The 21875-nt window shown below is 74.4% G+C and carries 16 protein-coding genes; 13 read left to right on the forward strand and 3 right to left on the reverse strand.

The window, feature by feature from the left end:
• Window positions 1-34: 34 nt before the first annotated feature.
• Entirely contained in the window at window positions 35-259 is a 225-nt protein-coding gene (locus tag ACH495_RS26365; protein WP_396860393.1) for a hypothetical protein, read from the forward strand.
• A 42-nt stretch (window positions 260-301) separates the two neighbouring features.
• Here the strand turns inward: ACH495_RS26365 and ACH495_RS26370 are convergent, their stop codons facing one another.
• On the reverse strand, window positions 302-1114 hold the full coding sequence (locus ACH495_RS26370) for an alpha/beta fold hydrolase (protein WP_396860394.1): 813 nt from the start codon (window positions 1112-1114) through the stop codon (window positions 302-304).
• A 189-nt stretch (window positions 1115-1303) separates the two neighbouring features.
• Here ACH495_RS26370 and ACH495_RS26375 point away from each other — a divergent pair, with 189 nt between their 5' ends.
• The 5 genes from ACH495_RS26375 to ACH495_RS26395 all read left to right on the forward strand — a co-directional run bounded on the left by ACH495_RS26375 (window position 1304) and on the right by ACH495_RS26395 (window position 7972).
• Entirely contained in the window at window positions 1304-2044 is a 741-nt protein-coding gene (locus ACH495_RS26375) for a response regulator transcription factor (protein ID WP_396860484.1), read from the forward strand.
• Window positions 2022-3515 carry an ATP-binding protein gene (locus ACH495_RS26380; RefSeq protein ID WP_396860395.1) on the forward strand — a complete coding sequence of 498 codons (1494 nt, stop codon included), beginning with the start codon at window positions 2022-2024 and terminating at the stop codon, window positions 3513-3515. The genes ACH495_RS26375 and ACH495_RS26380 overlap by 23 nt, the downstream gene beginning before the upstream one ends.
• A gap of 45 nt (window positions 3516-3560) precedes the next feature.
• A complete protein-coding gene (locus ACH495_RS26385) occupies window positions 3561-5960 on the forward strand; it encodes an ArnT family glycosyltransferase (protein ID WP_396860396.1) in 2400 nt (799 codons plus the stop codon).
• Between the two features lie 3 nt (window positions 5961-5963).
• Window positions 5964-7184 (forward strand): glycosyltransferase, encoded by a 1221-nt coding sequence (locus ACH495_RS26390; protein WP_396860397.1) that lies wholly within the window; start codon window positions 5964-5966, stop codon window positions 7182-7184.
• Window positions 7185-7246: 62 nt separating this feature from the next.
• Window positions 7247-7972 (forward strand): helix-turn-helix domain-containing protein, encoded by a 726-nt coding sequence (locus ACH495_RS26395; protein ID WP_396860398.1) that lies wholly within the window; start codon window positions 7247-7249, stop codon window positions 7970-7972.
• 55 nt (window positions 7973-8027) lie between these two features.
• Here ACH495_RS26395 and ACH495_RS26400 read toward each other — a convergent pair whose 3' ends face one another.
• On the reverse strand, window positions 8028-8426 hold the full coding sequence (locus tag ACH495_RS26400) for a VOC family protein (RefSeq protein WP_396860399.1): 399 nt from the start codon (window positions 8424-8426) through the stop codon (window positions 8028-8030).
• A gap of 183 nt (window positions 8427-8609) precedes the next feature.
• On the opposite strand from ACH495_RS26400, the gene ACH495_RS26405 reads away from it, so the two are divergent.
• The 4 genes from ACH495_RS26405 (at window position 8610) to ACH495_RS26420 (ending at window position 13650) form a co-directional block, all read left to right on the forward strand.
• Window positions 8610-8759: a hypothetical protein gene (locus ACH495_RS26405; RefSeq protein WP_343441732.1), complete on the forward strand. Its 150-nt coding sequence runs from the start codon at window positions 8610-8612 to the stop codon at window positions 8757-8759.
• A gap of 4 nt (window positions 8760-8763) precedes the next feature.
• Window positions 8764-10179 (forward strand): methyltransferase domain-containing protein, encoded by a 1416-nt coding sequence (locus ACH495_RS26410; RefSeq protein WP_396860400.1) that lies wholly within the window; start codon window positions 8764-8766, stop codon window positions 10177-10179.
• A complete protein-coding gene (locus ACH495_RS26415) occupies window positions 10172-12214 on the forward strand; it encodes a sulfatase-like hydrolase/transferase (RefSeq protein WP_396860401.1) in 2043 nt (680 codons plus the stop codon). The genes ACH495_RS26410 and ACH495_RS26415 overlap by 8 nt, the downstream gene beginning before the upstream one ends.
• A gap of 152 nt (window positions 12215-12366) precedes the next feature.
• The gene (locus ACH495_RS26420) at window positions 12367-13650 is read left to right on the forward strand and encodes a citrate synthase (protein ID WP_396860402.1); all 1284 of its coding nucleotides are present in this window, start codon (window positions 12367-12369) and stop codon (window positions 13648-13650) included.
• Between the two features lie 174 nt (window positions 13651-13824).
• On the opposite strand, the gene ACH495_RS26425 is transcribed toward ACH495_RS26420, so the two are convergent.
• Complete coding sequence (locus ACH495_RS26425) at window positions 13825-15222, reverse strand: glycosyltransferase family 4 protein (RefSeq protein ID WP_396860403.1); 1398 nt, start codon at window positions 15220-15222, stop codon at window positions 13825-13827.
• Window positions 15223-15514: 292 nt separating this feature from the next.
• Between ACH495_RS26425 and glgX the strand changes: the two genes are divergently transcribed.
• The 3 genes from glgX to treZ are packed head-to-tail and all read left to right on the forward strand — an operon-like array spanning window position 15515 to window position 21668.
• Window positions 15515-17635 carry a glycogen debranching protein GlgX gene (gene glgX, locus ACH495_RS26430; RefSeq protein ID WP_396860485.1) on the forward strand — a complete coding sequence of 707 codons (2121 nt, stop codon included), beginning with the start codon at window positions 15515-15517 and terminating at the stop codon, window positions 17633-17635.
• Between the two features lie 2 nt (window positions 17636-17637).
• Entirely contained in the window at window positions 17638-19938 is a 2301-nt protein-coding gene (gene treY / locus ACH495_RS26435; protein ID WP_396860404.1) for a malto-oligosyltrehalose synthase, read from the forward strand.
• Window positions 19935-21668 (forward strand): malto-oligosyltrehalose trehalohydrolase, encoded by a 1734-nt coding sequence (treZ, locus tag ACH495_RS26440; protein ID WP_396860405.1) that lies wholly within the window; start codon window positions 19935-19937, stop codon window positions 21666-21668. Before treY ends, treZ begins: the two co-directional genes overlap by 4 nt.
• Window positions 21669-21875 lie beyond the last annotated feature (207 nt).

The following is a 21875-nucleotide window of genomic DNA, read 5'->3' on the forward strand; positions in this document are numbered from 1 at the left end:
GCGGGGGTGTCGACGTCGGAACGGAGGGTGAGCGGTGGCGCTGGTGCGCGTACGGTTCGTCGGCGGTCCGGCCGACGACGTGGCCCGGGACCTGCCGGCGGAACCGGACGGCGCACCGCCGCGCCGGTGGATCCTGCGCCACCCCGAGCAGCCGGCCGTCGACGTGGCGGACCACCTCTACGAGCGGGGCGACCGGGCCGGGCCGGACGGCTGGACGATGCGGTACGTGCGCACCGATCCGTTCGGCGCCACCGAGTAGGGCCCGGCATGGCGGCGCGTCGACCGGCGCGGCGGGGACGGCTCAGGCCGGCCGGAGGCCGGTGGTGCCGAGGATGACCGAGGCGACCAGCTCCGGGTCGTCGTGCATCGGCACGTGCCCGCAGCCGGGCAGGTCCAGGTGGCGGGCGGTGGGCAGCCGGGCGCGGGCCAGCGCGGCCTGCCGGTGGGGCAGGATGCGGTCCCGGGTGCCCCAGGCCACCGTCACCGGGACGGTGGGCCGCCCGGCGAAGGCGTACCCGCGGCCGGCCCGGGCGACGGCGCGGAACGCCCGTGCCCGGCGCAGCGCGCGGGCGTCCGCGAGCGCCACGTCCGGCGTCAGCCGGTCCGGTCGGGCCAGGATCATGCCCATCGCCAGGGCCCGCAGCGCCGGCGCGGCGAACAGGTGACGCAGCACCGGCTCGGGCAGCCGGGCCGCGTTGCGGTGCAGGGTGAGCACGGTGAGCGCCCAGCGCAGCTCGCGTGCGGTGCAGAACCCGGCCGGCGACAGCGCGGTGGCCGAGGCGACCGCGCCGGCGGCGGCCAGCTCCAGCGCGATCGCCCCGCCGAGGCTGTTGCCGGCCACGTGCGGCCGGTCCAGCCCGAGCGCGGCGAAGAGCTGGGCCATGCCGGCCACCAGCCCGGGCATGTCGGCCGGCAGGCCGGCGGCGGGCACCGGGGACCGGCCGAAGCCGGGCAGGTCGACCGCGATCACGTCGTGCGTCCCGGCGAGCCGGTCCAGCACCGGCAGCCAGGCGCCGCCGTGGTGACCGATGCCGTGCAGCAGCACCAGCGCGGGCCCGGCGCCGCGCCGCTCGAAGACCACCTCCACGCCGGGACGGGAGGCCGGCGTGGTCACGGCGCGGTCCCCGGCGCATCCGGCCGGGCGGGACGACCGTCGATGGACATGCCGGCAAGTTACCACCGGGTAGCCAGCCGGGGAAGGACCGGTCGGTCCGCCGGATCTCCGCGCCCGGCCGATACAGCTGGTACACAGGATCGGGACAGCGCCGGTACAGCCGGTGCGCCCACGATGGGGAGCATGGTCATGAACGGGCAGGCCGCGCAGGGCCGGATCGAACTGCGTCGACCGGACGGCGAACCGGTGCGGGTGCTGGTGGTGGACGACGAGCCGACGCTCACCGACCTGCTGTCGATGGCCCTGCGCTACGAGGGCTGGCAGGTCGCCACCGCCGGCAACGGGATGGCGGCGATCAGCACGGCCCGCCAGTTCCGGCCGGACGCCGTGGTGCTCGACGTGATGCTGCCCGACCTGGACGGCTTCCAGGTGCTGCGCCGCCTGCGCGAGCAGTCGCCCAGCGTGCCGGTGCTGTTCCTGACCGCCCGCGACGCGGTCGAGGAGCGCGTCGCCGGGCTCACCGTCGGCGGCGACGACTACGTCACCAAGCCGTTCAGCCTGGAAGAGGTGATCGCCCGGCTGCGTGCCCTGCTGCGCCGCTCCGGGTTCGCGGTCGCCGCCCGGGAGGAGGCGGTGCTGACCGTCGGCGACCTCAGTCTCGACGAGGACAGCCACGAGGTACGCCGCGGCGACGCCCTGATCACGCTCACCGCCACCGAGTTCGAGCTGCTGCGCTATCTGATGCGCAACCCGCGCCGGGTGCTCAGCAAGGCGCAGATCCTCGACCGGGTCTGGAACTACGACTTCGGCGGCCAGGCCAACGTGGTCGAGCTGTACATCTCGTACCTGCGCAAGAAGATCGACGCGGGCCGCGCGCCGATGATCCACACGCTGCGTGGCGCGGGCTATGTCCTCAAGCCCGCGGAGTGACCGGGGCGGGCGGCTGCGCCGCCGGCTGGCCGGCTGGTCGCTGCGCCGCCGCCTGGTGCTCTCCGTGGTGGCGCTGCTGGCACTGGTCAGCCTCGGCATCGGCGGCCTGACCACTGTCGCGCTGCGCCACTTCCTGATCGGGCGGATCGACGACCAGCTCACCGGGGGTGAATCCCGCCGGCACGTGCGGCAGCCCTCGCCCTTCGAGTTGCCGCAGGACCGGCCGAACGCCTTCCGCCCGGGGTTCCCACCCGGCTACCCGGCCGAGTCCGTGGCGGCGCGGGTCGTCGACGGGAAGGTCGACCTGGCGTTCCGGCAGGCGGCCACGCAGCCGACCGCGGTGCCGGTGGGCGAGGTGGCGCCGCTGGCCCGGCTCCGTCCCGACGAGGCGCCGCGCACGGTCGGGCTCGCCGGGCGCGGCGACTACCGGGCTGCGGCCCGGCAGATGCCCGACGGCGACGTCCTCGTCTTCGCCATCCCGCTGTCCGAGGTCGACGAGACGGTCATGTGGATGCTCGTCGCCCAGGCCGGGGTGATCGGCGCCGGCCTGGTCATCGCCGGCGGCCTCGGCGCGCTCATCGTCCGGGGCACGCTGCGGCCGCTGAACCGGGTCGCCGCCACCGCCGCCCGGGTCACCGAGCTGCCGCTGGACCGGGGCGAGGTGGCCCTGTCGGTCCGGGTGCCGGCCGCCGACACCGACCCGCGCACCGAGGTCGGTCAGGTCGGCGGCGCGCTCAACCGGATGCTCGGCCACGTCGCCGCCGCGCTCGCCGCCCGGCAGGCCAGCGAGACCCGGGTACGCCAGTTCGTCGCCGACGCCAGCCACGAGCTGCGTACGCCGCTGGCCGCCATCCGGGGGTACGCCGAGGTGGCCCGGCGCGGCCGGCAGGAGGTGCCGCCGGACGTGGCGCACGCGCTGCGCCGGGTCGAGTCGGAGAGCACCCGGATGACCAGCCTCGTGGACGACCTGCTGCTGCTCGCCCGGCTGGACTCCGGCCGCCCACTCGGCGCCGAGCCGGTCGACCTGACCGCCATGACGGTGAACGCGGTCAGTGACGCGCACGTGGCCGGCCCGGAGCACCGCTGGCAGCTCGAGCTGCCGGACGAGCCGCTCGCCGTCACCGGCGACGCCCACCGCCTGCACCAGGTGCTGACGAACCTGCTCGCCAACGCGCGCGTGCACACCCCGGCCGGCACCACCGTGACCACCCGGCTGGCGCCCGCGCCGGACGGCGTCGAACTCCAGGTCACCGACGACGGGCCGGGCATTCCGCCCGAGCTGCAACCGGAGGTGTTCGAGCGGTTCGCCCGCGGCGACAGCTCCCGCTCCCGCGCCCACGGCAGCACCGGCCTGGGGCTGGCCATCGTCGCCGCCGTGGTGGAGGCCCACCACGGCCGGGTCGGGGTGGCCAGCCGTCCCGGCCGCACCGCGTTCACCGTCTGGCTGCCGGGATCCACAGCGGACGCATAGGCCGTTCACGGGGGCGGGTCAGCGGGCCCTCCGAGGCTTGCCGGCATGGACAGAACCGAGAGCCTGCTGACCGCGCCGACGGGTGGCCCGCCCGCCACCGGGCCGGCCCCCGCCCCCGTACCGGAGTCGACCCGCACCGCGGCGGTCCCGCCGGGCCGCGACCCGCGCTGGGCCCGGCCGGCCCTGCTCGGCCTGCTGGTCGCCACCGGGCTGCTCTACCTGTGGGGGCTGGGCGCGTCCGGCTGGGGCAACGCGTTCTACTCCGCCGCCGTGCAGGCCGGGTCGGAGAACTGGACGGCGTTCTTCTACGGCTCCTCGGACGCGGCCAACTCGATCACCGTGGACAAGACACCGGCCTCGCTCTGGCTGATGGCGCTCTCGGTGCGCGTCTTCGGGCTGAGCAGCTGGTCGGTCCTGGTGCCGCAGGCGCTGCTCGGCGTGGCAGCGGTCGGCGTGCTGTACGCGACCGTCCGCCGCTGGTACGGCCCGGGCGCCGGCCTGATCGCCGGCGCGGTGCTCGCGCTCACCCCGGTGGCCACGCTCATGTTCCGCTTCAACAACCCCGACGCGCTGCTGGTGCTGCTGCTGGTGGCCGCCGCGTACGCGACGGTGCGCGCGGTCGAGACGGCGAGCACCCGGTGGCTCGCGCTGGCCGGCGTGCTGGTCGGCTTCGGCTTCCTCACCAAGATGCTCCAGGCGTTCCTGGTGGTCCCGGTGTTCGCCGGGGTCTACCTGCTGGCCGCGCCGACCGGTCTCCGGCGGCGGATGGGGCAACTGCTGCTGGCCGGGCTGGCCGTGGTGGTCTCCGCCGGCTGGTGGGTGGCGATCGTGGAGCTGGTGCCGGCGAGCGCCCGCCCGTACATCGGCGGCTCGCAGCACAACAGCGTCCTGGAGCTGACCCTCGGCTACAACGGCCTGGGTCGGATCACCGGTGACGAGGTGGGCAGCGTCGGCGGGGGCGGCCGGCCCGGCGGCGGGGGCGGTGGGCCGTTCTCCGGTCAGGCCGGCCTGCTGCGGATGTTCGACACCGAGGTCGGCGGGCAGATCTCCTGGCTGCTGCCGGCCGCGCTGATCCTGCTGGTGGCCGGCCTGTGGCTGGCCGGGCGCGCGGCGCGCACCGACCGGAGGCGGGCCGGCCTGCTGCTCTGGGGCGGCTGGCTGCTGGTCACCGGGCTGATCTTCAGCTTCATGTCCGGCATCTTCCACGCCTACTACACGGTCGCCCTGGCGCCCGCCGTCGGCGCCCTGGTCGGCATCGGGGTCACCCAGCTCTGGCGGGCCCGGACCGCGCCCACCAGGTCCGATGTCCGGTACGCCCCGGCGACGGCCACCGCACCGGCGACCGCCTCCGCCCCGGCCCCGCCGCCCGGCCTGGTGCCGGCCCCGTCCGACCCCGTCGGGTCCCGCGACGCGTCGGCCGGTCCCGGCGCGGCCGAGCGGACCCCGACGCGGAGCCGGTGGCGCGGACCCGCCGTCACGCTGGTCCTGGCCGGCACGTTGGCGGTCACCGCCTGGTGGTCCTGGCGCCTGCTCGGTCGCAGCCCCGACTGGCAGCCCTGGCTGCGCCCCACGGTGCTGGCGACCGGCCTGACCGCCGCCGTCCTCCTGGCCCTCCTCGACCTCCCGGTGATCAAGGAGTTCGGGTCGGCCAGGGCGTCGCACGGCGACCCGAACTCCTTGGTCACCTCGGATCGGGCGGGCCGGGCGGGCCGGTGGTGGGCGCGCGGCATGGTGACGGGGGTCGCGGCGCTGGGGATGGCGGTGGGCGTGGCCGGGCCTGCGGCGTACGCGCTGCAGACCGCGGCGACGCCGCACACCGGCTCGATCCCGAGCGCCGGCCCCGGCGTGGTGGGTGGCTTCGGGCCGGGTGGCCGGGGCGGCTTCCCCGGCGGGCGGATGCCGGGCGGCGGGGAGTTTCCCGGCGGCGCGTTCCCCGGCTTCCCGGGCGGCGGCAACGGTCGGTTCCCGGGCGGTCAGAACGGCGCGTTCCCGGGGTTCCCGGGCGGCGGCCAGGCGCCCGGCACTCCCGGCAACCAGAACGGCGACGGCGGGCGTGGCCAACGCGGCGGCGGCATGGGTGGGCTGCTCGACGCCCGCGAGCCGAGCGCCGAGATGACCGCGCTGCTGACGGCCGACGCGGCGGACTACACCTGGGTGGCCGCCACGATCGGCTCGAACAACGCCTCCGGCTACCAGCTCGCCACCGGTGAGCCGGTGATGCCGATCGGCGGCTTCAACGGCAGCGACCCGTCGCCGACGCTCGCCCAGTTCCAGCGGTACGTGGCCGACGGCGAGATCCACTGGTTCCTCGGCGGCGGCGGGTTCCGGGCCAACGGCGGCAGCAGCGCGTCGGCCGAGATCAGCGCCTGGGTCGCCGAGAACTTCACCGCCACCACCGTCGACGGAGTGACCGTGTACGACCTGAGCAGCGGGAAGCAGGGCTGAGCCATGATCGTCACGCCCGAGCCACGGGCCGCCGTGCGGGCCCGACCCACCGCCGAGGGCGCGGTGCTGGACGTGGTGGTCCCGGTCTACAACGAGGAGGTCGACCTCGGCCCCTGCGTCCGGCGACTGCACGCGCACCTGACCACGCACTTCCCGTACCCGTTCCGGATCACGGTGGCCGACAACGCCAGCTCCGACGGCACCCGGGCGGTGGCCGAGGCGCTCGCCGCCGAGTTGCCCGAGGTCGGCGTGCTGCACCTGGCGGAGAAGGGTCGGGGGCGCGCGCTGCGGGCCGCCTGGTCGGCGTCGCCGGCGCCGGTGCTGGCGTACCTGGACGTGGACCTCTCCACCGACCTGGCGGCGCTGCTGCCGCTGGTCGCACCGCTCCTGTCCGGCCACTCCGACCTGGCCATCGGCACTCGGCTGGCGCGCACCAGCCGGGTGGTGCGGGGCACCAAGCGGGAGGTGATCTCCCGGGGCTACAACCTGCTGCTGCGCGGCACGCTCGCGGTGCGCTTCTCCGACGCGCAGTGCGGGTTCAAGGCGATCCGCGCCGACGTGGCGGCGGAGCTGCTGCCGCTGGTCCAGGACACCGGCTGGTTCTTCGACACCGAGCTGCTGGTGCTGGCCCAGCGGGCCGGGCTGCGGATCCACGAGGTGCCGGTGGACTGGGTGGACGACCCGGACAGTCGGGTCGACATCGTCGCCACCGCCCTGGCCGACCTGCGCGGCATCGGGCGGCTGGCCCGGTCGCTGGTCACCGGCGCGTTGCCGCTCGCCCGGCTGCGCGCCCAACTCGGCCGGGCGCCGCTGTCGCCGCCGACGCCGGTGCCGGTCGGGTTGCCCCGCCAGCTCGTCCGCTTCGCCGCGGTGGGGGTGGCCAGCACGCTCGCGTACCTGCTGCTCTTCCTGACGGCCCGCGGCCCGCTCGGCGCGCAACCGGCGAACCTGCTGGCGCTGCTGCTGACCGCGGTGGCGAACACGGCGGCCAACCGGCGGCTCACGTTCGGCGTCACCGGCCGTCGCCACGTCGGCCGGCACCACCTCCAGGGGCTGCTCGCGTTCGCGCTCGGCCTGGCCCTGACCAGCGGTTCGCTGGCCGTCCTACACGCCGTCACGGTCCCGCCGCGCGCCGTCGAGCTGGCCGTCCTGGTGGCGGCCAACCTGGCCGCCACCGCGCTGCGGTTCCTCCTGCTCCGGCTGGCCCTGCACCACCGCCCGTGACCCGACACGCCGCGGAGCCTGCCGCCAACCTCATGATCGACGGGGGGTGGCAGGGTGGACGGATGTACCGGGAACGGGCGGCGGTGGGGATTCGGGCGGCGGTGCGGTGGGCGAGCGTTACGTCCGGCGGGGGGCCGGTGCGGGTGTTGCCGGACGGGTGTCTGGACCTGCTCTGGTCCAGTCGGGCCGGGCTGCTGGTGGCCGGGCCGGACCGGGTGGCGCAGGTGTCGTGGTCGGCGCCGGGGGAGCGGTGGATCGGGCTGCGCCTGCCCCCGGGCGTCGGCCCGGCCGTGTTCGGGGTGCCCGCCGAGGAACTGCGGGACCGTCGCGTCCCGCTCGCCGACCTGTGGGGCCGCGCCGCCGTGGAGCTGGCCGAACGTTTCGGGGTGGCGACCGATCCGCCCGGGTCGCGCTGGGCGGCCGCCGGCGCCACGATCCTGGAGGAGGTGGCGCGGGCGCGGCTGCGGGCGGCCGGCGGGCCCGACCCGCTCGGCGCGCACGTGGCCGCCCGGCTGGCCGCCGGGGCCACCGTCGCCGCGACCGCCGCCGAGGTCGGCCTGGGCGTGCGCGCCCTGCACCGGCGCAGCCGGGCCCTCTTCGGGTACGGCCCGAAGACGCTGGCCCGCATCCTGCGCCTGCGTCGCGCGCTGGACCTGGCCCGCGGCGGCGTGCCGCTCGCCGAGGTCGCCGTGCGATCCGGGTACGCCGACCAGGCCCACCTCACCCGCGACGTGCGGGAACTGGCCGGCGTCCCACCGACCCGGCTGCTCGCCCCGCCCACCGACTGACCGGCGGCCCGTCGCGTGGCCCTCGGTCGCCCGGGTGTCGGCGTGCGCGCGTCGGTCAGTCGGCCGGCAGGGGCGCGAACAGGTCCACGCCGTTGCCGTCCGGGTCGTGCAGGACCGCGTACCGCTGGCCCCAGACGGCGTCCCACGGCGGCAGCTCGCCGTGGTGGCCGGCGGCGGTCAGTTCGGCGTACCACCGGTCCACCTCGGCCGGGTCGGCGCAGCGGAAGGCCAGGCTCATCCGCGGGCTGCCGGCGGGCGGCGTGAAGCCGGGATGGAAGCCGCGGATGGTCTCGACGGTGTCCCAGGCCAGCCGTACCCCGCCCGGCAGGGTGACCTCCACGTGCGGTTCCGTGTCGGCGCCGGCCGGGATCGGCAGCCCCAGCCGGCGGTAGAAGTCGAGGGTGCGAGCCATGTCGGTGACGACGGTCCCGACGAGATCGAACTGCGGTGTCATGGCGGCCACGGTAGGTGCCTCCGGGTCGGGTCGTCTTGAACGGATCGGACGGGGGACGAGTGACCGGGTGTGGCCGCACGTGTCCGGTCGGCAGCGTACCGTAGGGGACAAGTCCGCCTTTGAGCAACAAAGCTCGCATCTCGGGCCGAGCTCCGATGACCGGCGAGGGAAGGAAGAGCAGCCGTGACGCACCTGGCCTACCTGGACGCGGGATCCGGCAGTCTCATCGTGCAGGCGGTGGTCGGCGGGGTGGCCGGAGTGGCCGTGGCCGCCAAGCTCTACTGGCGTCGACTGGTGACCCGGTTCCGTCGCCAGCCCACCGACCAGGGCTGAGGGCATGACGGTTCCCGACACCGGCGTCCGCGTCGAACCCGGCTCCTTCCGCGACCCGGGCAACCGGGTCTTCCACCGGGGCGGGGAGGTGCTGCGCGGGCTCGACGAGCGGTCCGCCCGCGACTGGCGGGCGCTGTCCGCCACCGACCTCTTCCGCGACCTCACCGCCGCCGGCCACCTGGTCGGCACCGAGGAACTCGTGCCCACCCCGGTCGACGTGCCCTGGGCCGCGGTGCTGCGGCACGACCGCATCCCGTTCGTCTCGCACCCCTACGAGTGGTCGTACGCGATGCTGCGCGACGCGGCGCTGCTGCACCTGGACGTGCTGCGCGCCGCCCTGGAAGCCGGCTTCACCACCAAGGACGGCTCCGCCTACAACGTGCAGTGGCGCGGCGCCCGACCGGTCTTCATCGACGTCGGCTCGTTCGAGGCGCTGCGCGACGGCGAACCCTGGGCCGGCTACCGGCAGTTCTGCCAGACGCTGCTCTACCCGCTGCTGATCCAGGCCCACCTCGGGCTGGACTTCCAGCCGTTCCTGCGGGCCCGGATCGACGGCGTCGAGCCGGACCAGATGCGCCGCCTGTTCGCCGGCACCCGCCGCTGGCGGGCCGGGGTGCCCACCCACGTGCACCTGCACGGCGCGATGCAGGCCCGCCACGCGGACGCCAGCAGCAGCGACGTCCGCGCCCAGCTCCGGGCCGCCGGGTTCTCCCGCGAGCTGGCCCTGGCCACCGTACGCGGGCTGACCCGGCTGGTCCGCCGGCTCGACCACCGGCCCGGCGACAGCCACTGGTCGGACTACCAGCGCACCTGCGCGTACTCCGTGCCGGACCGGCAGGCCAAGGAGACCTTCGTCGACCGGGCGGCGGCCGCCACCGCGCCGCACGCCGCGTTGGACCTGGGCGCCAACGACGGCCGGTACGCCCGCATCGCGGCCCGGCACGCCGCACACGTCGTCGCCGTCGAGCAGGACCCGGCCGTGGTCGACGCGCTCTACCGCGCGCTGCGCGACGAGGGCGAGGGGCGGATCCTGCCGCTGGTGATGGACCTCGCCGACCCGTCGCCGGGCGGCGGCTGGCGCGGCGTCGAGCGGGCCGCGTTCGCCGACCGGGCGCGCGCCGACCTGGTGCTCGCCCTGGCCGTGGTGCACCACCTGGCGATCGGCCGGAACGTGCCGCTGCCCGACGTGCTCGACCAGCTCGCCGCGCTCACCGAGCCCGGCGGCAGCCTGGTGGTGGAGTTCGTCCACCCGGACGACCCGATGGCCCGCCGGCTGCTCGCCAACAAACCGGACGGCCTCTTCCCCGACTACCGGCGGGACGCGTTCGAGGCGCTGCTGGCCCGGCGCGGCCGGGTGGTGGCGCGCGCCGAGCTGCCGTCCGGCACCCGCACGCTCTACCAGGTGGTGGTGGGTGGTTGAGGACACCCTCGCGCCACCGCGGGTACGTCCGGCCGACACCGACGCGTCCCGGCGGCGGGGCCCGTGGCGGGCCGAGGCGGCGCGGCTGGCCGAGGTGGTGGCGCTGGTCGGCCTCGTGGTCACCCAGCCCCTGCTGGACGTGCTCGGGCGCAGCCCCGACTTCTTCCTCTTCCACCGCGCCTCCCGGACCGACGTGCTGCTCCTGGTCGCCCTCATCGCGCTGGCGCCGACGCTGCCGTTCGCGGCGCTCGGCGCGCTGGCGCTGCTCGGCGGTCGGGTCACCCGGGCGGCGGTGCACACCGTGCTGGTCGGGTTGCTGCTCGCCGCGCTCGCGGTCCAGGTCGGCCGCCACCTGACGCCGCTTCGGGGCGTACCGCTGCTGCTGGTGGCCGGCGCGGCCGGGGTGCTCGCGGCGGCCGCGCACCGGCGGTGGCGGGCGCTGCGCCGGGTGCTGCGGGTGGCCGCGGCCGGCCCGGTGGTCTTCGTCGGGTTGTTCCTGTTCGCGTCGCCGGCCTCGGCGGTGGTGCTGCCCCGGGGCGACGGCGGCGCGGCCGGCACGGCCGGCGCCGGCGCCCACCCGCCGGTGGTCATGATCGTGCTGGACGAGTTGCCGCTGGTGTCGCTGCTCGGCCCGGACGGGCGGATCGACGCCGCCCGCTACCCGAACTTCGCCGCGCTGGCCGGCGGCTCCACCTGGTACCGCAACGCCACCGGCGTCAGCGGCTGGACGCCCTACGCGCTGCCGGCGATGCTCACCGGCCGCTACCCGCAGCAGGCGCTGGCGCCGCACTACTCGCAGTACCCGGACAACCTGTTCACCGCGCTCGGCGGTCTCTACCAGATCAAGGCGCAGGAGAGCATCACCCGGCTCTGCCCGCCCAGCCGCTGCGAGCAGGCGACCAGCCCGCAGCAGGGGCTCGGCGTGCTGACCCGGGAGAGCGGCAAGCTACTGCGCCAGCTCACCGCGCCGGTGGACAGCCGGGTCGACCCGGAGGACTCCTACCGGGAGCAGACCGCGGCCGAGGCCGGGCTGGACGCCGCCGAGCCGGTGCCCGCCGATCCGAAGTTCCGCTGGGACACGCTCGACGACAACCAGCCGGCCCGGTTCACCTCGTTCCTCGCCGGGCTGCGCCCCGCCGCCCGCCCCACGCTGCACTTCCTGCACCTGCTGATGCCGCACTCGCCGTGGGCGTACCTGCCGTCGGGCGCGCGCTACGACGCGCCGGAGGACCTGCCCAACGACGGCGCCGGCTGGGTGGACCTGGCCCGTGCCCGGCACCTGGCCCAGCTCGGCTACACCGACCGGCTGATCGGCGAGACGCTGCGCACGCTGCGCGCCACCGGCCTCTACGACCAGGCGCTGGTGCTGGTCACCGCGGACCACGGGGTGAGCTTCCGCCGGGACTGGCAGGGCCGGGGGATGGACGCCATCACCCACGCCGCGAACGAGGTGGCCTGGGTGCCGATGTTCGTCAAGGAGCCCGGACAGCGCGCCGGCCGGGTCGACGACCGCAACTGGGAGCACGTCGACCTGCTGCCCACCATCGCCGACGAGACCCACGTCCGGGTGCCCTGGCGGATGGACGGCGTCCCGGCGAAGGCCGCCCCGCGCCAGCGGGCCGACAAGCGCTTCTACGACCGGCCCGGTCAGCCGGTGACGATCGCCGGCGGGGTGCCCGCCCCGGTGCCGTTGCCCGCCGTCGACCCGCTGGTGGGCACCCGGGTCGGTGATGCACCCCCCGGCGGCACGGCCACGGTGGCGAACCGGGCCGCGTTCGACGCGGTCGACCCGTCGCGAGGGCTGCCGGCGCTGGTCTGGGGCACCGTGCCCGCCACCGTGCCGAACGGCGCCCGGCTCGCGGTGGCGGTCAACGGCACGGTCGGCGCCGTGGTGCCGGTGGTGTCGCCGGACGCCGGCGGCCGGCGGTTCGCCGCGTTCCTCCCCGACGACCGGCTCTTCGCCGCCGGCGCCAACCGGCTCGACCTCTACCGGGTCGACCCCGGTGGGAAGCTGCGGCGGCTCGCCCTGTCCTGAGCGCGCTCCCACCGGTTTCCGCCCCGGCAAGTCGGGAATCAGGTGACGCATACCTCACCTGCGAAACCATGCCGAACGTTGTCCCCCATGCCGTGATTACGGTAGAAGCGAAGGCAATTCAACGAAGATCTTGCCGGCGAAGCGAGGAACAGATGACGGAAGTCAAGCTCGACCACCCCGGTGGGCAACTGTCGATGCCGGTGCAGCCCGCGGTCGAGGGCCCCGCCGGGATCGGGGTGAGCAAGCTGCTCAAGGAAACCGGCATGACCACGTACGACCCCGGTTTCGTCAACACCGCGTCCTGCTCGTCCGCGATCACCTACATCGACGGTGACGCGGGCATCCTGCGGTACCGCGGCTACCCGATCGACCAACTGGCCGAGAAGTCCTCCTTCCTGGAGGTCTCCTACCTGCTGATCTACGGCGAGCTGCCGTCCCAGACGGAGCTCACCGAGTTCAGCGAGCGGATCCGGCGGCACTCGCTGCTGCACGAGGAGATGCGTCGCTTCTTCGACGGTTTCCCCCGCGACGCGCACCCGATGGCCGTGCTCTCCTCGGCCGTCAGCGCCATCTCGACGTTCTACCAGGACAGCCTGGACCCGTTCGACTCCGAGCACGTCGAGATGTCCATGGTGCGGCTGATGGCGAAGGTCCCGACCATCGCGTCGTACGCGTACAAGAAGTCGATCGGCCAGCCGCTGCTGTACCCGGACAACTCGCTCGGCTACGTCGAGAACTTCCTGCGGATGACGTTCGGGGTGCCGGCCGAGGAGTACGAGGTCGACCCGGTGGTCGCCCGCGTGCTGGACATGCTGTTCATCCTGCACGCCGACCACGAGCAGAACTGCTCCACGTCGACCGTACGGCTGGTCGGCTCCAGCAACGCCAACCTGTTCGCCTCGGTCTCGGCCGGCGTGAACGCGCTGTTCGGCCCGCTGCACGGCGGCGCCAACCAGGCCGTGCTGGAGATGCTCCAGAAGATCCAGGCCGACGGCGGCGACGTCCGTTCCTTCGTGCAGAAGGTGAAGGACAAGCAGGACGGCGTGAAGCTGATGGGCTTCGGCCACCGGGTCTACAAGAACTACGACCCGCGCGCCGCCATCGTGAAGAAGGCCGCCCAGGACGTGCTCGGCCGGATGGCCAAGCCGGACCCGCTGCTGGACCTCGCGGTGCAGTTGGAGGAGATCGCGCTCGCCGACGACTTCTTCGTCTCCCGCCGGCTCTACCCGAACGTGGACTTCTACACCGGCCTGATCTACAAGGCCATGGGCTTCCCGACCAAGATGTTCACGGTGCTGTTCGCGCTGGGCCGGCTCCCGGGCTGGATCGCCCAGTGGCGCGAGATGATCAACGACCCGGAGACCAAGATCGGCCGTCCGCGGCAGATCTACACCGGCGCCCCCGAGCGGACGTACCTCCCCGCCGCCGACCGCTGAGGTGTAAGGAGGGGCCCCCTGTTAACGCATTCGGTAGAGGCGGGGCCCCTTCTTAACACGTGACGAAAGGCCGCCGACCCTGCTCGGGTCGGCGGCCTTTTCGTGCGCATCGGGTGCGGGGCGTTAAGCGGGGCCCCTTCCTATACCGCAGGCGTTAATAGGGGGCCCCGCCTTTCACCGCAGGCCGGCGGCGGCGAGGAGGTTGCCGGAGGGGAGAGTGGGGAGGGTACGGCCGGCGGCCATCCGCTGCTCGGTGCGGGCCGCGGTGAAGGCCGGGTCGCCGGCGATGGCGGCGGCGTACGCGGCGGCCGTGCGGGACGCGATGGCGGCCCAGCCGTACTGCTCGTGCACCATGGCGCGGGCCCGGCGGGCCAGCGCGCGGGCCCGGTCGGTGTCGGAGAGCAGCGCGTGCACCGCCTCGGCCAGCCCGTCCGGGTCCTGCGGGGCGAACGTCATCCCGGTGACGCCCGGCTCGACGATCTCGGCCAGCCCGCCGGTACGCGACACCGCCAGCGGCGCGCCCGCGGCGGCGCCCTCCAGCGCGACCATGCCGAACGGCTCGTAGATGCTGGGCACCGCGAAGCAGTCCGAGGCGGCCATCACCGCGGGCAGGTCGGTGCCGCCGAGGAACCCGGGCATGCTGACCGTGTCGCCCAAGCCGAGCCGGTGCACCTCGGACTCCAGCTCCGCCTTGTACGGCCCGTCGCCGACGATCACCGCGCGCAGCCCGGGGTGCCGGTCCCGCAGCCGGGGCAGCCCGGCCAGCAGGTGCTGCACGCCCTTCTCGTAGACCAGCCGACCGGCGAACGTGACAAGCGGCCCGTCGGCGGCGAAGCGGGCCCGGGCGGCGGCGACCGCCGAGGCGGGCACCCGCCAGCGGTGCGGCTCGACGCCGTTGGGGACCACGTCGACCCGGGCCGCGTCCACGCCGAACAGCGCGCCGACCTCGTCGCGCATGTAGCCGGAGCAGACGATCACCCGGCCGGACTCGCTGGCCAGCCACTGCTCGACGCCGTGGATGGTGCGGTTCATCTCCTCGGGCAGCCAGCCCTGGTGCCGGCCGGCCTCGGTGGCGTGGATGGTGGTCACCAGCGGCACGTCCAGGTGCTCGCGCAGCGTCATGGCGGTGTGTGCGACCAGCCAGTCGTGGGCGTGGATCACGTCGTACGCGCCGGACTCGGTGGCGCGCAGGGCGGCCCGGGTGAGCGTGTGGTTGAACGCCATGGTCCAGGCCAGCAGCGATCCGGTGGCGAGCGGGAAACGGACCGGGTCCTCGGCGGCGCGCAGCACGCGCACGCCGTCGGCGTACTCCTCCAGCGGCGCGCCCTCAACGTGCCGGGTGACCACGGTGACCTCGTGCCCGGCGGCGGCCAGGGCGACGGAGAGCGCGTGCACGTGGCGGCCGAGGCCACCGACGAGCACCGGCGGGTACTCCCACGACAGCATCAGGATGCGCCGCTTCCGGGGCGCGACGCCGGGCTGCGGCGGCGCGGTCGGGCGGGAGGTGAGGGTGGGCCGGTGGAGCCGGTCCGTCGCGGTGGCGGTCTGCGCGCCGACCCGCAGCGTGGTCACGTGTCGATCTCCGTCCATGCAGGGTGGGACACGCCGGCATCGGTGGCGGCGGTGGGCGGGTGGTGGGAGTGGCCGAACGGCCGGGCGGAGACGCGCGGGCGCGTGTCCGCGGTCAAGGAAAGTGCATCCGGCGCGAACCCGCACCTTGAAACGGCCAATCGTGACGGACGACACCCGAACCTTTCGGTTACCGTCCGAACGGGTGGATTGGCGGCGGGTACGGCGGGGCATGAACGGCGTGCGCGCCGGCCGCCCGTCCGGCGCGCTGACGATCATGGGCCGAAGGAGCGACATGCAGGTCTGGCCGGGCGAGAGCTACCCCCTCGGCGCCACCTACGACGGGATGGGCACCAACTTCGCGATCTTCTCCGAGGTGGCGGAGCGGGTCGAGCTCTGCCTGTTCGACGAGTGGGACATCGGCACCGAGCGCCGGGTCGAGTTGCGCGAGGTCGACGCGTACGTCTGGCACGCCTACATTCCCGGCGTCGAGCCGGGCCAGCGGTACGGCTTCCGGGTGCACGGCCGGTGGGACCCGGCCAACGGGGTCCGGTGCAACCCGCACAAGCTGCTGCTCGACCCGTACGCGAAGGCGGTCGACGGTGAGGTCTCCTGGGACCCGGCGGTCTACGACTACGAGGTCGGCGGCGACCCGGACCGGATGAACACCGCCGACTCGGCGCCGCACATGCCGAAGTCGGTGGTGGTGAACCCGTACTTCGACTGGGGCAACGACAAGCCGCCGCGCACGCCGTACCACCACTCGGTGATCTACGAGGCGCACGTGCGCGGGCTGACCATGCGGCACCCGGACATCCCGGAGGAGTTGCGCGGCACGTACGCGGCGATCGCCTCGCCGGTGATGATCGAGCACTTCCAGCGGCTCGGGGTGACCGCTGTCGAGCTGATGCCGGTGCACGAGTTCGTGCACGACCACCGCCTGTCCGACCTGGGGCTGCGCAACTACTGGGGCTACAACACCATCGGCTTCTTCGCCCCGCACCACGGCTACTCCGCGCTGGGCCGGCTCGGCCAGCAGGTGCAGGAGTTCCGCGGCATGGTCAAGGCGCTGCACGCCGCCGGCATCGAGGTCATCCTCGACGTGGTCTACAACCACACCGCCGAGGGCAACCACCTCGGGCCGTCGCTGAGCTTCAAGGGCATCGACACACCGAGCTACTACCGGCTCTCGGAGGAGGACCGGCGCTACTTCGTCGACTACACCGGCACCGGCAACAGCCTCAACGTGCGCAGCCCGCACTCGCTCCAACTGATCATGGATTCGCTGCGCTACTGGGTCACCGAGATGCACGTCGACGGCTTCCGGTTCGACCTGGCCGCCACGCTGGCCCGCGAGTTCTACGAGGTGGACCGCCTCTCCACGTTCTTCGAGGTGGTGCAGCAGGACCCGGTGGTCGGCCGGGTCAAGCTGATCGCCGAGCCGTGGGACATCGGCCCCGGCGGCTATCAGGTGGGCAACTTCCCGCCGCAGTGGACCGAGTGGAACGGAAAATACCGCGACACGGTCCGCGACTTCTGGCGCGGCGAGCCGGCCACGCTCGCCGAGTTCGCGTCCCGCATCTCCGGCTCCGCCGACCTCTACCAGGACGACGGCCGCCGCCCGTTCCACAGCATCAACTTCGTCACCTGCCACGACGGTTTCACGCTCACCGACCTGGTGTCGTACAACGACAAGCACAACGAGGCCAACGGCGAGGACAACCGGGACGGGGAGAGCCACAACCGCTCCTGGAACTGCGGCGTCGAGGGCGACACCGACGACCCGGGCGTACGCGCGCTGCGGGAGCGGCAGCGGCGCAACTTCCTGGCCACGCTGATCCTGTCCCAGGGCGTGCCGATGCTCGGCCACGGCGACGAGCTGGGCCGCACCCAGCACGGCAACAACAACGCCTACTGCCAGGACAGCGAGCTGGCCTGGGTGGACTGGGAGCGGGCCGACGACGAGTTGCTCGCGTTCGTGCGCCGGCTCACCGAGTTCCGCAACCGGCACCAGGTGTTCCGCCGCCGGCGGTTCTTCACCGGGCTGCCGGTCGGCGGTCGGGCCGCCGGCTCCGGCCTGCCCGACCTGGCCTGGTACACCCCGGACGGCCGGGAGATGACCGGCGAGGACTGGGGCAACGACTTCGGCCGCTCGGTGGCCCTGTTCGTCAACGGCGACGGCATCCCGGAACGCGGCCAGTACGGCCAGCGCCACCGGGACAGCTCCTTCCTGCTGCTGTTCAACGCGCACGACGCGGCGTTGGACTTCACGCTGCCCGGGGAGGAGTTCGGGCCCCGGTGGGAGCTGGTGATCAGCACCGCGGAACCGGATCCGGAGAAGACGACAGTGGTCGAGGCGGGCGGCACGGTCTGCGTGCCGGACCGCTCGCTGCTGGTCCTGGAGAGGATGCCCTGAGCATGCCCGACACCCCCCGCTCCACCTACCGGGTGCAGGTGCGCCCCGGCTTCGACCTGGACGCCACCGCGGAGCTGGCCGACTACCTGGCCGCGCTGGGCGTCACCCACCTCTACACCGCGCCGCTGCTCACCGCCACCCCCGGCTCGCAGCACGGCTACGACGTGGTCGACCACCGCGCGGTCAACCCGGAACTGGGCGGCGAGGCCGGCCGGCAACGCCTGGTCCGGGCGCTGCGCGCGGCCGGGCTGGGCCTGGTCGTGGACATCGTGCCCAACCACGCCGGGGTGGCCCGGCCGGCGGCCAACCCGGCCTGGTGGGACGTGCTGCGGGCCGGGCGCGACTCGGCGTACGCGACCTGGTTCGACATCGACTGGGACCGCGGTCGGCTGCTGCTGCCGGTGCTCGCCGACGCCCCCGACGCGCTCGACGACCTGAAGCTGGTCGACGGGGAGCTGCGCTACCACGAGCACCGCTTCCCGATCGCGGACGGCACCGGCGACGGCACGCCCCGCGAGGTGCACGACCGGCAGCACTACGAGCTGGTCGACTGGCGGCGCGGCGACACCGAGCTGACGTACCGCCGGTTCTTCGCCGTCTCCGACCTGGCCGGCCTGCGGGTGGAGGACCCGGCGGTCTTCGACGCGACCCACGCGGAGATCCTGCGCTGGTCCGACGCCGGGGACGTCGACGGCATCCGGGTGGACCACCCGGACGGGCTGCGCGACCCGGCCGGCTACCTGGCCCGGTTGCGCGCCGCCGCCCCCGAGCGCTGGCTCGTGGTGGAGAAGATCCTCGAGTACGGCGAGGACCTGCCGGACTGGCCGGTCGACGGCACCACCGGCTACGACGCGCTGGCCGCCGTGTCCGGCCTCTTCGTCGACCCGGACGCCGAGCCGGACTTCACCGCGCTCGACGGGCGGCTCACCGGCCGGCACACCTCCTGGGAGGACCTGACCCACGGCACCAAGCTCGAGGCCGCCACCCGGCTGCTCGCCGCCGAGCTGACCCGCCTGGCCGCGCTCGTGCCCGAACTGCCCGCCGCGCAGGTCCGGGACGCGCTGGCCGAGCTGGCCGCCTGCTTCCCGGTCTACCGCGGCTACCCGCCGGAGGGGGCCCGGCACCTGGCCGCCGCCCGCAGCGAGGCCGGCCGTCGCCGGCCCGACCTGACCGCCGTGCTGGACCAGGTCACCGCCCGGCTCCGGGACCCCGGTCACGAGCTGGCCGCCCGGTTCCCGCAGTTGACCGGCGCGGTGATGGCCAAGGGCGTGGAGGACACCGCCTACTACCGGTGGAGCCGGTTCGTGGCGCTCAACGAGGTGGGCGGCAGCCCGGCCCACTTCGGCGTGCCGCCGGCCGAGCTGCACCGGTTCGCCACCGCCCGCCAGGTGCGCTGGCCGGCGAGCATGACCGCGCTCTCCACCCACGACACCAAGCGCGGCGAGGACGTCCGCGCCCGGCTCGCGGTGCTGAGCGAGCTGCCCGGCCGGTGGGCCGAGCGGGTCACCGACTGGATGTCCCGGGCGCCGCTGGCCGACCCGGCGTTGGCCCACCTGCTCTGGCAGACCGCCGTCGGGGCCTGGCCGCTCGACCGGGACCGACTGCACGGGTACGCCGAGAAGGCCGCCCGGGAGGCGTCGGTCAGCACGAGCTGGGCCGACCCGGACACCGCCTTCGAGCACGAGATGCACGCCCTGGTCGACCGGATGTACGACGACCCGGAGCTGCACGCCCAGCTCACCGCGTTCGTCGACGAGATCACGCCGGCCGGTTGGTCGAACGCGCTCGGGCAGAAGCTGGTGCAGCTCGCCATGCCCGGCGTGCCGGACACCTACCAGGGCACCGAGCTGTGGGAGAACTCCCTGGTCGACCCGGACAACCGCCGCCCGGTCGACTTCGCCGTACGCCGGGACGTGCTGGCCCGGCTCGACGCCGGCTGGCAGCCGACGGTGGCCGCGGACGGCGCGGCCAAGCTGCTCGTGGTCTCCCACACGTTGCGGCTGCGCCGCGACCGCCCGGAGCTGTTCACCGGCTACCGGCCGGTGCCCACGCGGGGGCCGGCGGGCGCGCACGCGGTGGCGTTCGACCGGGGCGGCGCGATCGCGGTGGCGACCCGGCTGCCGGTGCGGCTGGCCCGCGACGGCGGCTGGCGGGGCACGACGTTGTCACTTCCCGTTCATCAGGTGACCGACGTGTTCACCGGTCGGGTCTACAGTGGTGGGGAGCTGCTCCTGGATGATCTGCTGAGCACCTATCCCGTCGCCCTCCTCGCACCCACCGACCCAGTGGAGGCCGCCGCATGACCGAGTTCACGGTGTGGGCGCCCGAGGCCGCCCGGGTGCGGCTGCGCCTGCCCGGGGTGGCCGACCACGACCTGCGTCCCGGGCGGGACGGCTGGTGGCGGGTCGAGGCGCCCGACGCCGGGCCGGGCACCGACTACGCGTTCCTGCTCGACGACGACGAGCAGGCGCTGCCGGACCCCCGGTCGGCCTGGCAGCCGGCCGGCGTGCACGGCCCCAGCCGGGTGTACGACCACGCGGCGTTCGCCTGGACCGACGCCGGCTGGACCGGCCGGCAGTTGCCCGGCAGCGTGCTGTACGAGCTGCACATCGGCACGTTCACCCCGGAGGGCACGTTCGACGGCGCCATCGCCAAGCTCGACCACCTGGTGGAGCTCGGCGTCGACCTGGTCGAGCTGCTGCCGGTCAACGCGTTCAACGGCGAGCACAACTGGGGTTACGACGGCGTCTGCTGGTATGCGCCGCACGAGCCCTACGGCGGGCCGGACGGGCTGAAACGCTTCGTGGACGCCGCCCACGCCCGAGGGCTGGGGGTGATCCTCGACGTCGTCTACAACCATTTCGGGCCCTCCGGGGCCTACGCGCCGCGCTTCGCGCCGTACCTCACCGAGCAGAGCAACACCTGGGGTCGCACCGTCAACCTGGACGGCCCGCACTCCGACGGCGTCCGCCGCTACATCGTCGACAGCGTGCGGATGTGGTTGCGCGACTACCACGTCGACGGGCTGCGGCTGGACGCCGTGCACGCGATGCCCGACGGCCGCGCCACCCACTGGCTGGCGGAGGTGGCCACCGAGGTCGAGTCGCTGTCGACCGCGCTGGGCCGGCCGCTGTCGCTGATCGCCGAGTCCGACCTGAACGACCCGACGCTGATCACGCCGCGCGAGGCCGGCGGCTACGGCCTGCACGCCCAGTGGAACGACGACGCCCACCACGCGCTGCACACCCTGCTCACCGGTGAGCGGCAGGGCTACTACGGCGACTTCGGCTCGCTGGAGTGCCTCACCGACGTGCTGACCGGCGCGTTCTTCCACGCCGGCACCTGGTCCAGCTTCCGCAACCGCAGCCACGGCCGGCCGGTCGACCGGCAGCGCACGCCCGGTCACCGGTTCGTCGCCTACCTGCAGAACCACGACCAGATCGGCAACCGGGCCACCGGCGACCGGATCTCCGCCACGCTCTCGACCGGGATGCTGCGGGTCGGCGCCACGCTGCTGATGACCGCGCCGTTCACCCCGATGCTGTTCATGGGCGAGGAGTGGGCCGCGACCACGCCGTGGCAGTTCTTCACCAGCCACCCCGAGCCGGAGCTGGCGGTCGCGGTCGCCACCGGCCGCCGGCGGGAGTTCGCCGACCACGGATGGGCCACCGACGACGTGCCCGACCCGCAGGACCCGCAGACGTTCCTGCGGTCCCGGCTGGACTGGGCCGAGCTGGACAAGCCCGACCACCGCGAGATGTACGAGTTCCATCGGCGGCTGATCGCGCTGCGCAAGTCCTGCCCCGACCTGTCCGACCCGCGGCTGCACCGGGTCGAGGTGCGCCACGGCGACCAGTTCCTGGTGGTGCAACGCGGCGACACGCTGGTGGTGGCCAACCTGGCGGAGCGGCCGCAGCGGGTGAACCTGCCCGGGACGGTACGCCGGGTGCTCCTGGCCACCTCCGAGGGCGCCACGGTGATGCGCGGCGGCATCGAGCTGCCGGCGGAGAGCGCGGCGATCGTCGCGCTCTGACGCCTCGCTGCGGCGCTTGCCTTGCCGGTTCGGGTGCGCCGGTCGCCCGCCGGGTTCAGGCGTGTCGGTGAGCCTGGCCGGGCGTCTGGCGGGCCCGGCGGTCGGGCCGGTCAAAGGTGTCACCACCGTACCTACAAGGTTGATGGCGTGGACGACTCATGCCCGGCCCGACCCGTCCACGCCATCACGTTGGCAGGCAGCCGGAGA

Origin of the sequence: Micromonospora sp. NPDC018662, from assembly GCF_044391475.1 — a bacterium.
In the GTDB taxonomy this organism is placed as follows: domain Bacteria; phylum Actinomycetota; class Actinomycetes; order Mycobacteriales; family Micromonosporaceae; genus Micromonospora.

What these genes read in the sequence shown, in the direction of transcription:
- ACH495_RS26400 (WP_396860399.1), bottom strand. Translation starts at nt 8,426, where the DNA reads ATGACACCGCAGTTCGATCTCGTCGGGACCGTCGTCACCGACATGGCT.
- glgX (WP_396860485.1), top strand. Translation starts at nt 15,515, where the DNA reads ATGCAGGTCTGGCCGGGCGAGAGCTACCCCCTCGGCGCCACCTACGAC.
- ACH495_RS26375 (WP_396860484.1), top strand. Translation starts at nt 1,304, where the DNA reads ATGAACGGGCAGGCCGCGCAGGGCCGGATCGAACTGCGTCGACCGGAC.
- ACH495_RS26410 (WP_396860400.1), top strand. Translation starts at nt 8,764, where the DNA reads ATGACGGTTCCCGACACCGGCGTCCGCGTCGAACCCGGCTCCTTCCGC.
- treY (WP_396860404.1), top strand. Translation starts at nt 17,638, where the DNA reads ATGCCCGACACCCCCCGCTCCACCTACCGGGTGCAGGTGCGCCCCGGC.
- ACH495_RS26420 (WP_396860402.1), top strand. Translation starts at nt 12,367, where the DNA reads ATGACGGAAGTCAAGCTCGACCACCCCGGTGGGCAACTGTCGATGCCG.
- ACH495_RS26395 (WP_396860398.1), top strand. Translation starts at nt 7,247, where the DNA reads ATGTACCGGGAACGGGCGGCGGTGGGGATTCGGGCGGCGGTGCGGTGG.
- ACH495_RS26385 (WP_396860396.1), top strand. Translation starts at nt 3,561, where the DNA reads ATGGACAGAACCGAGAGCCTGCTGACCGCGCCGACGGGTGGCCCGCCC.
- ACH495_RS26380 (WP_396860395.1), top strand. Translation starts at nt 2,022, where the DNA reads ATGTCCTCAAGCCCGCGGAGTGACCGGGGCGGGCGGCTGCGCCGCCGG.
- ACH495_RS26390 (WP_396860397.1), top strand. Translation starts at nt 5,964, where the DNA reads ATGATCGTCACGCCCGAGCCACGGGCCGCCGTGCGGGCCCGACCCACC.
- treZ (WP_396860405.1), top strand. Translation starts at nt 19,935, where the DNA reads ATGACCGAGTTCACGGTGTGGGCGCCCGAGGCCGCCCGGGTGCGGCTG.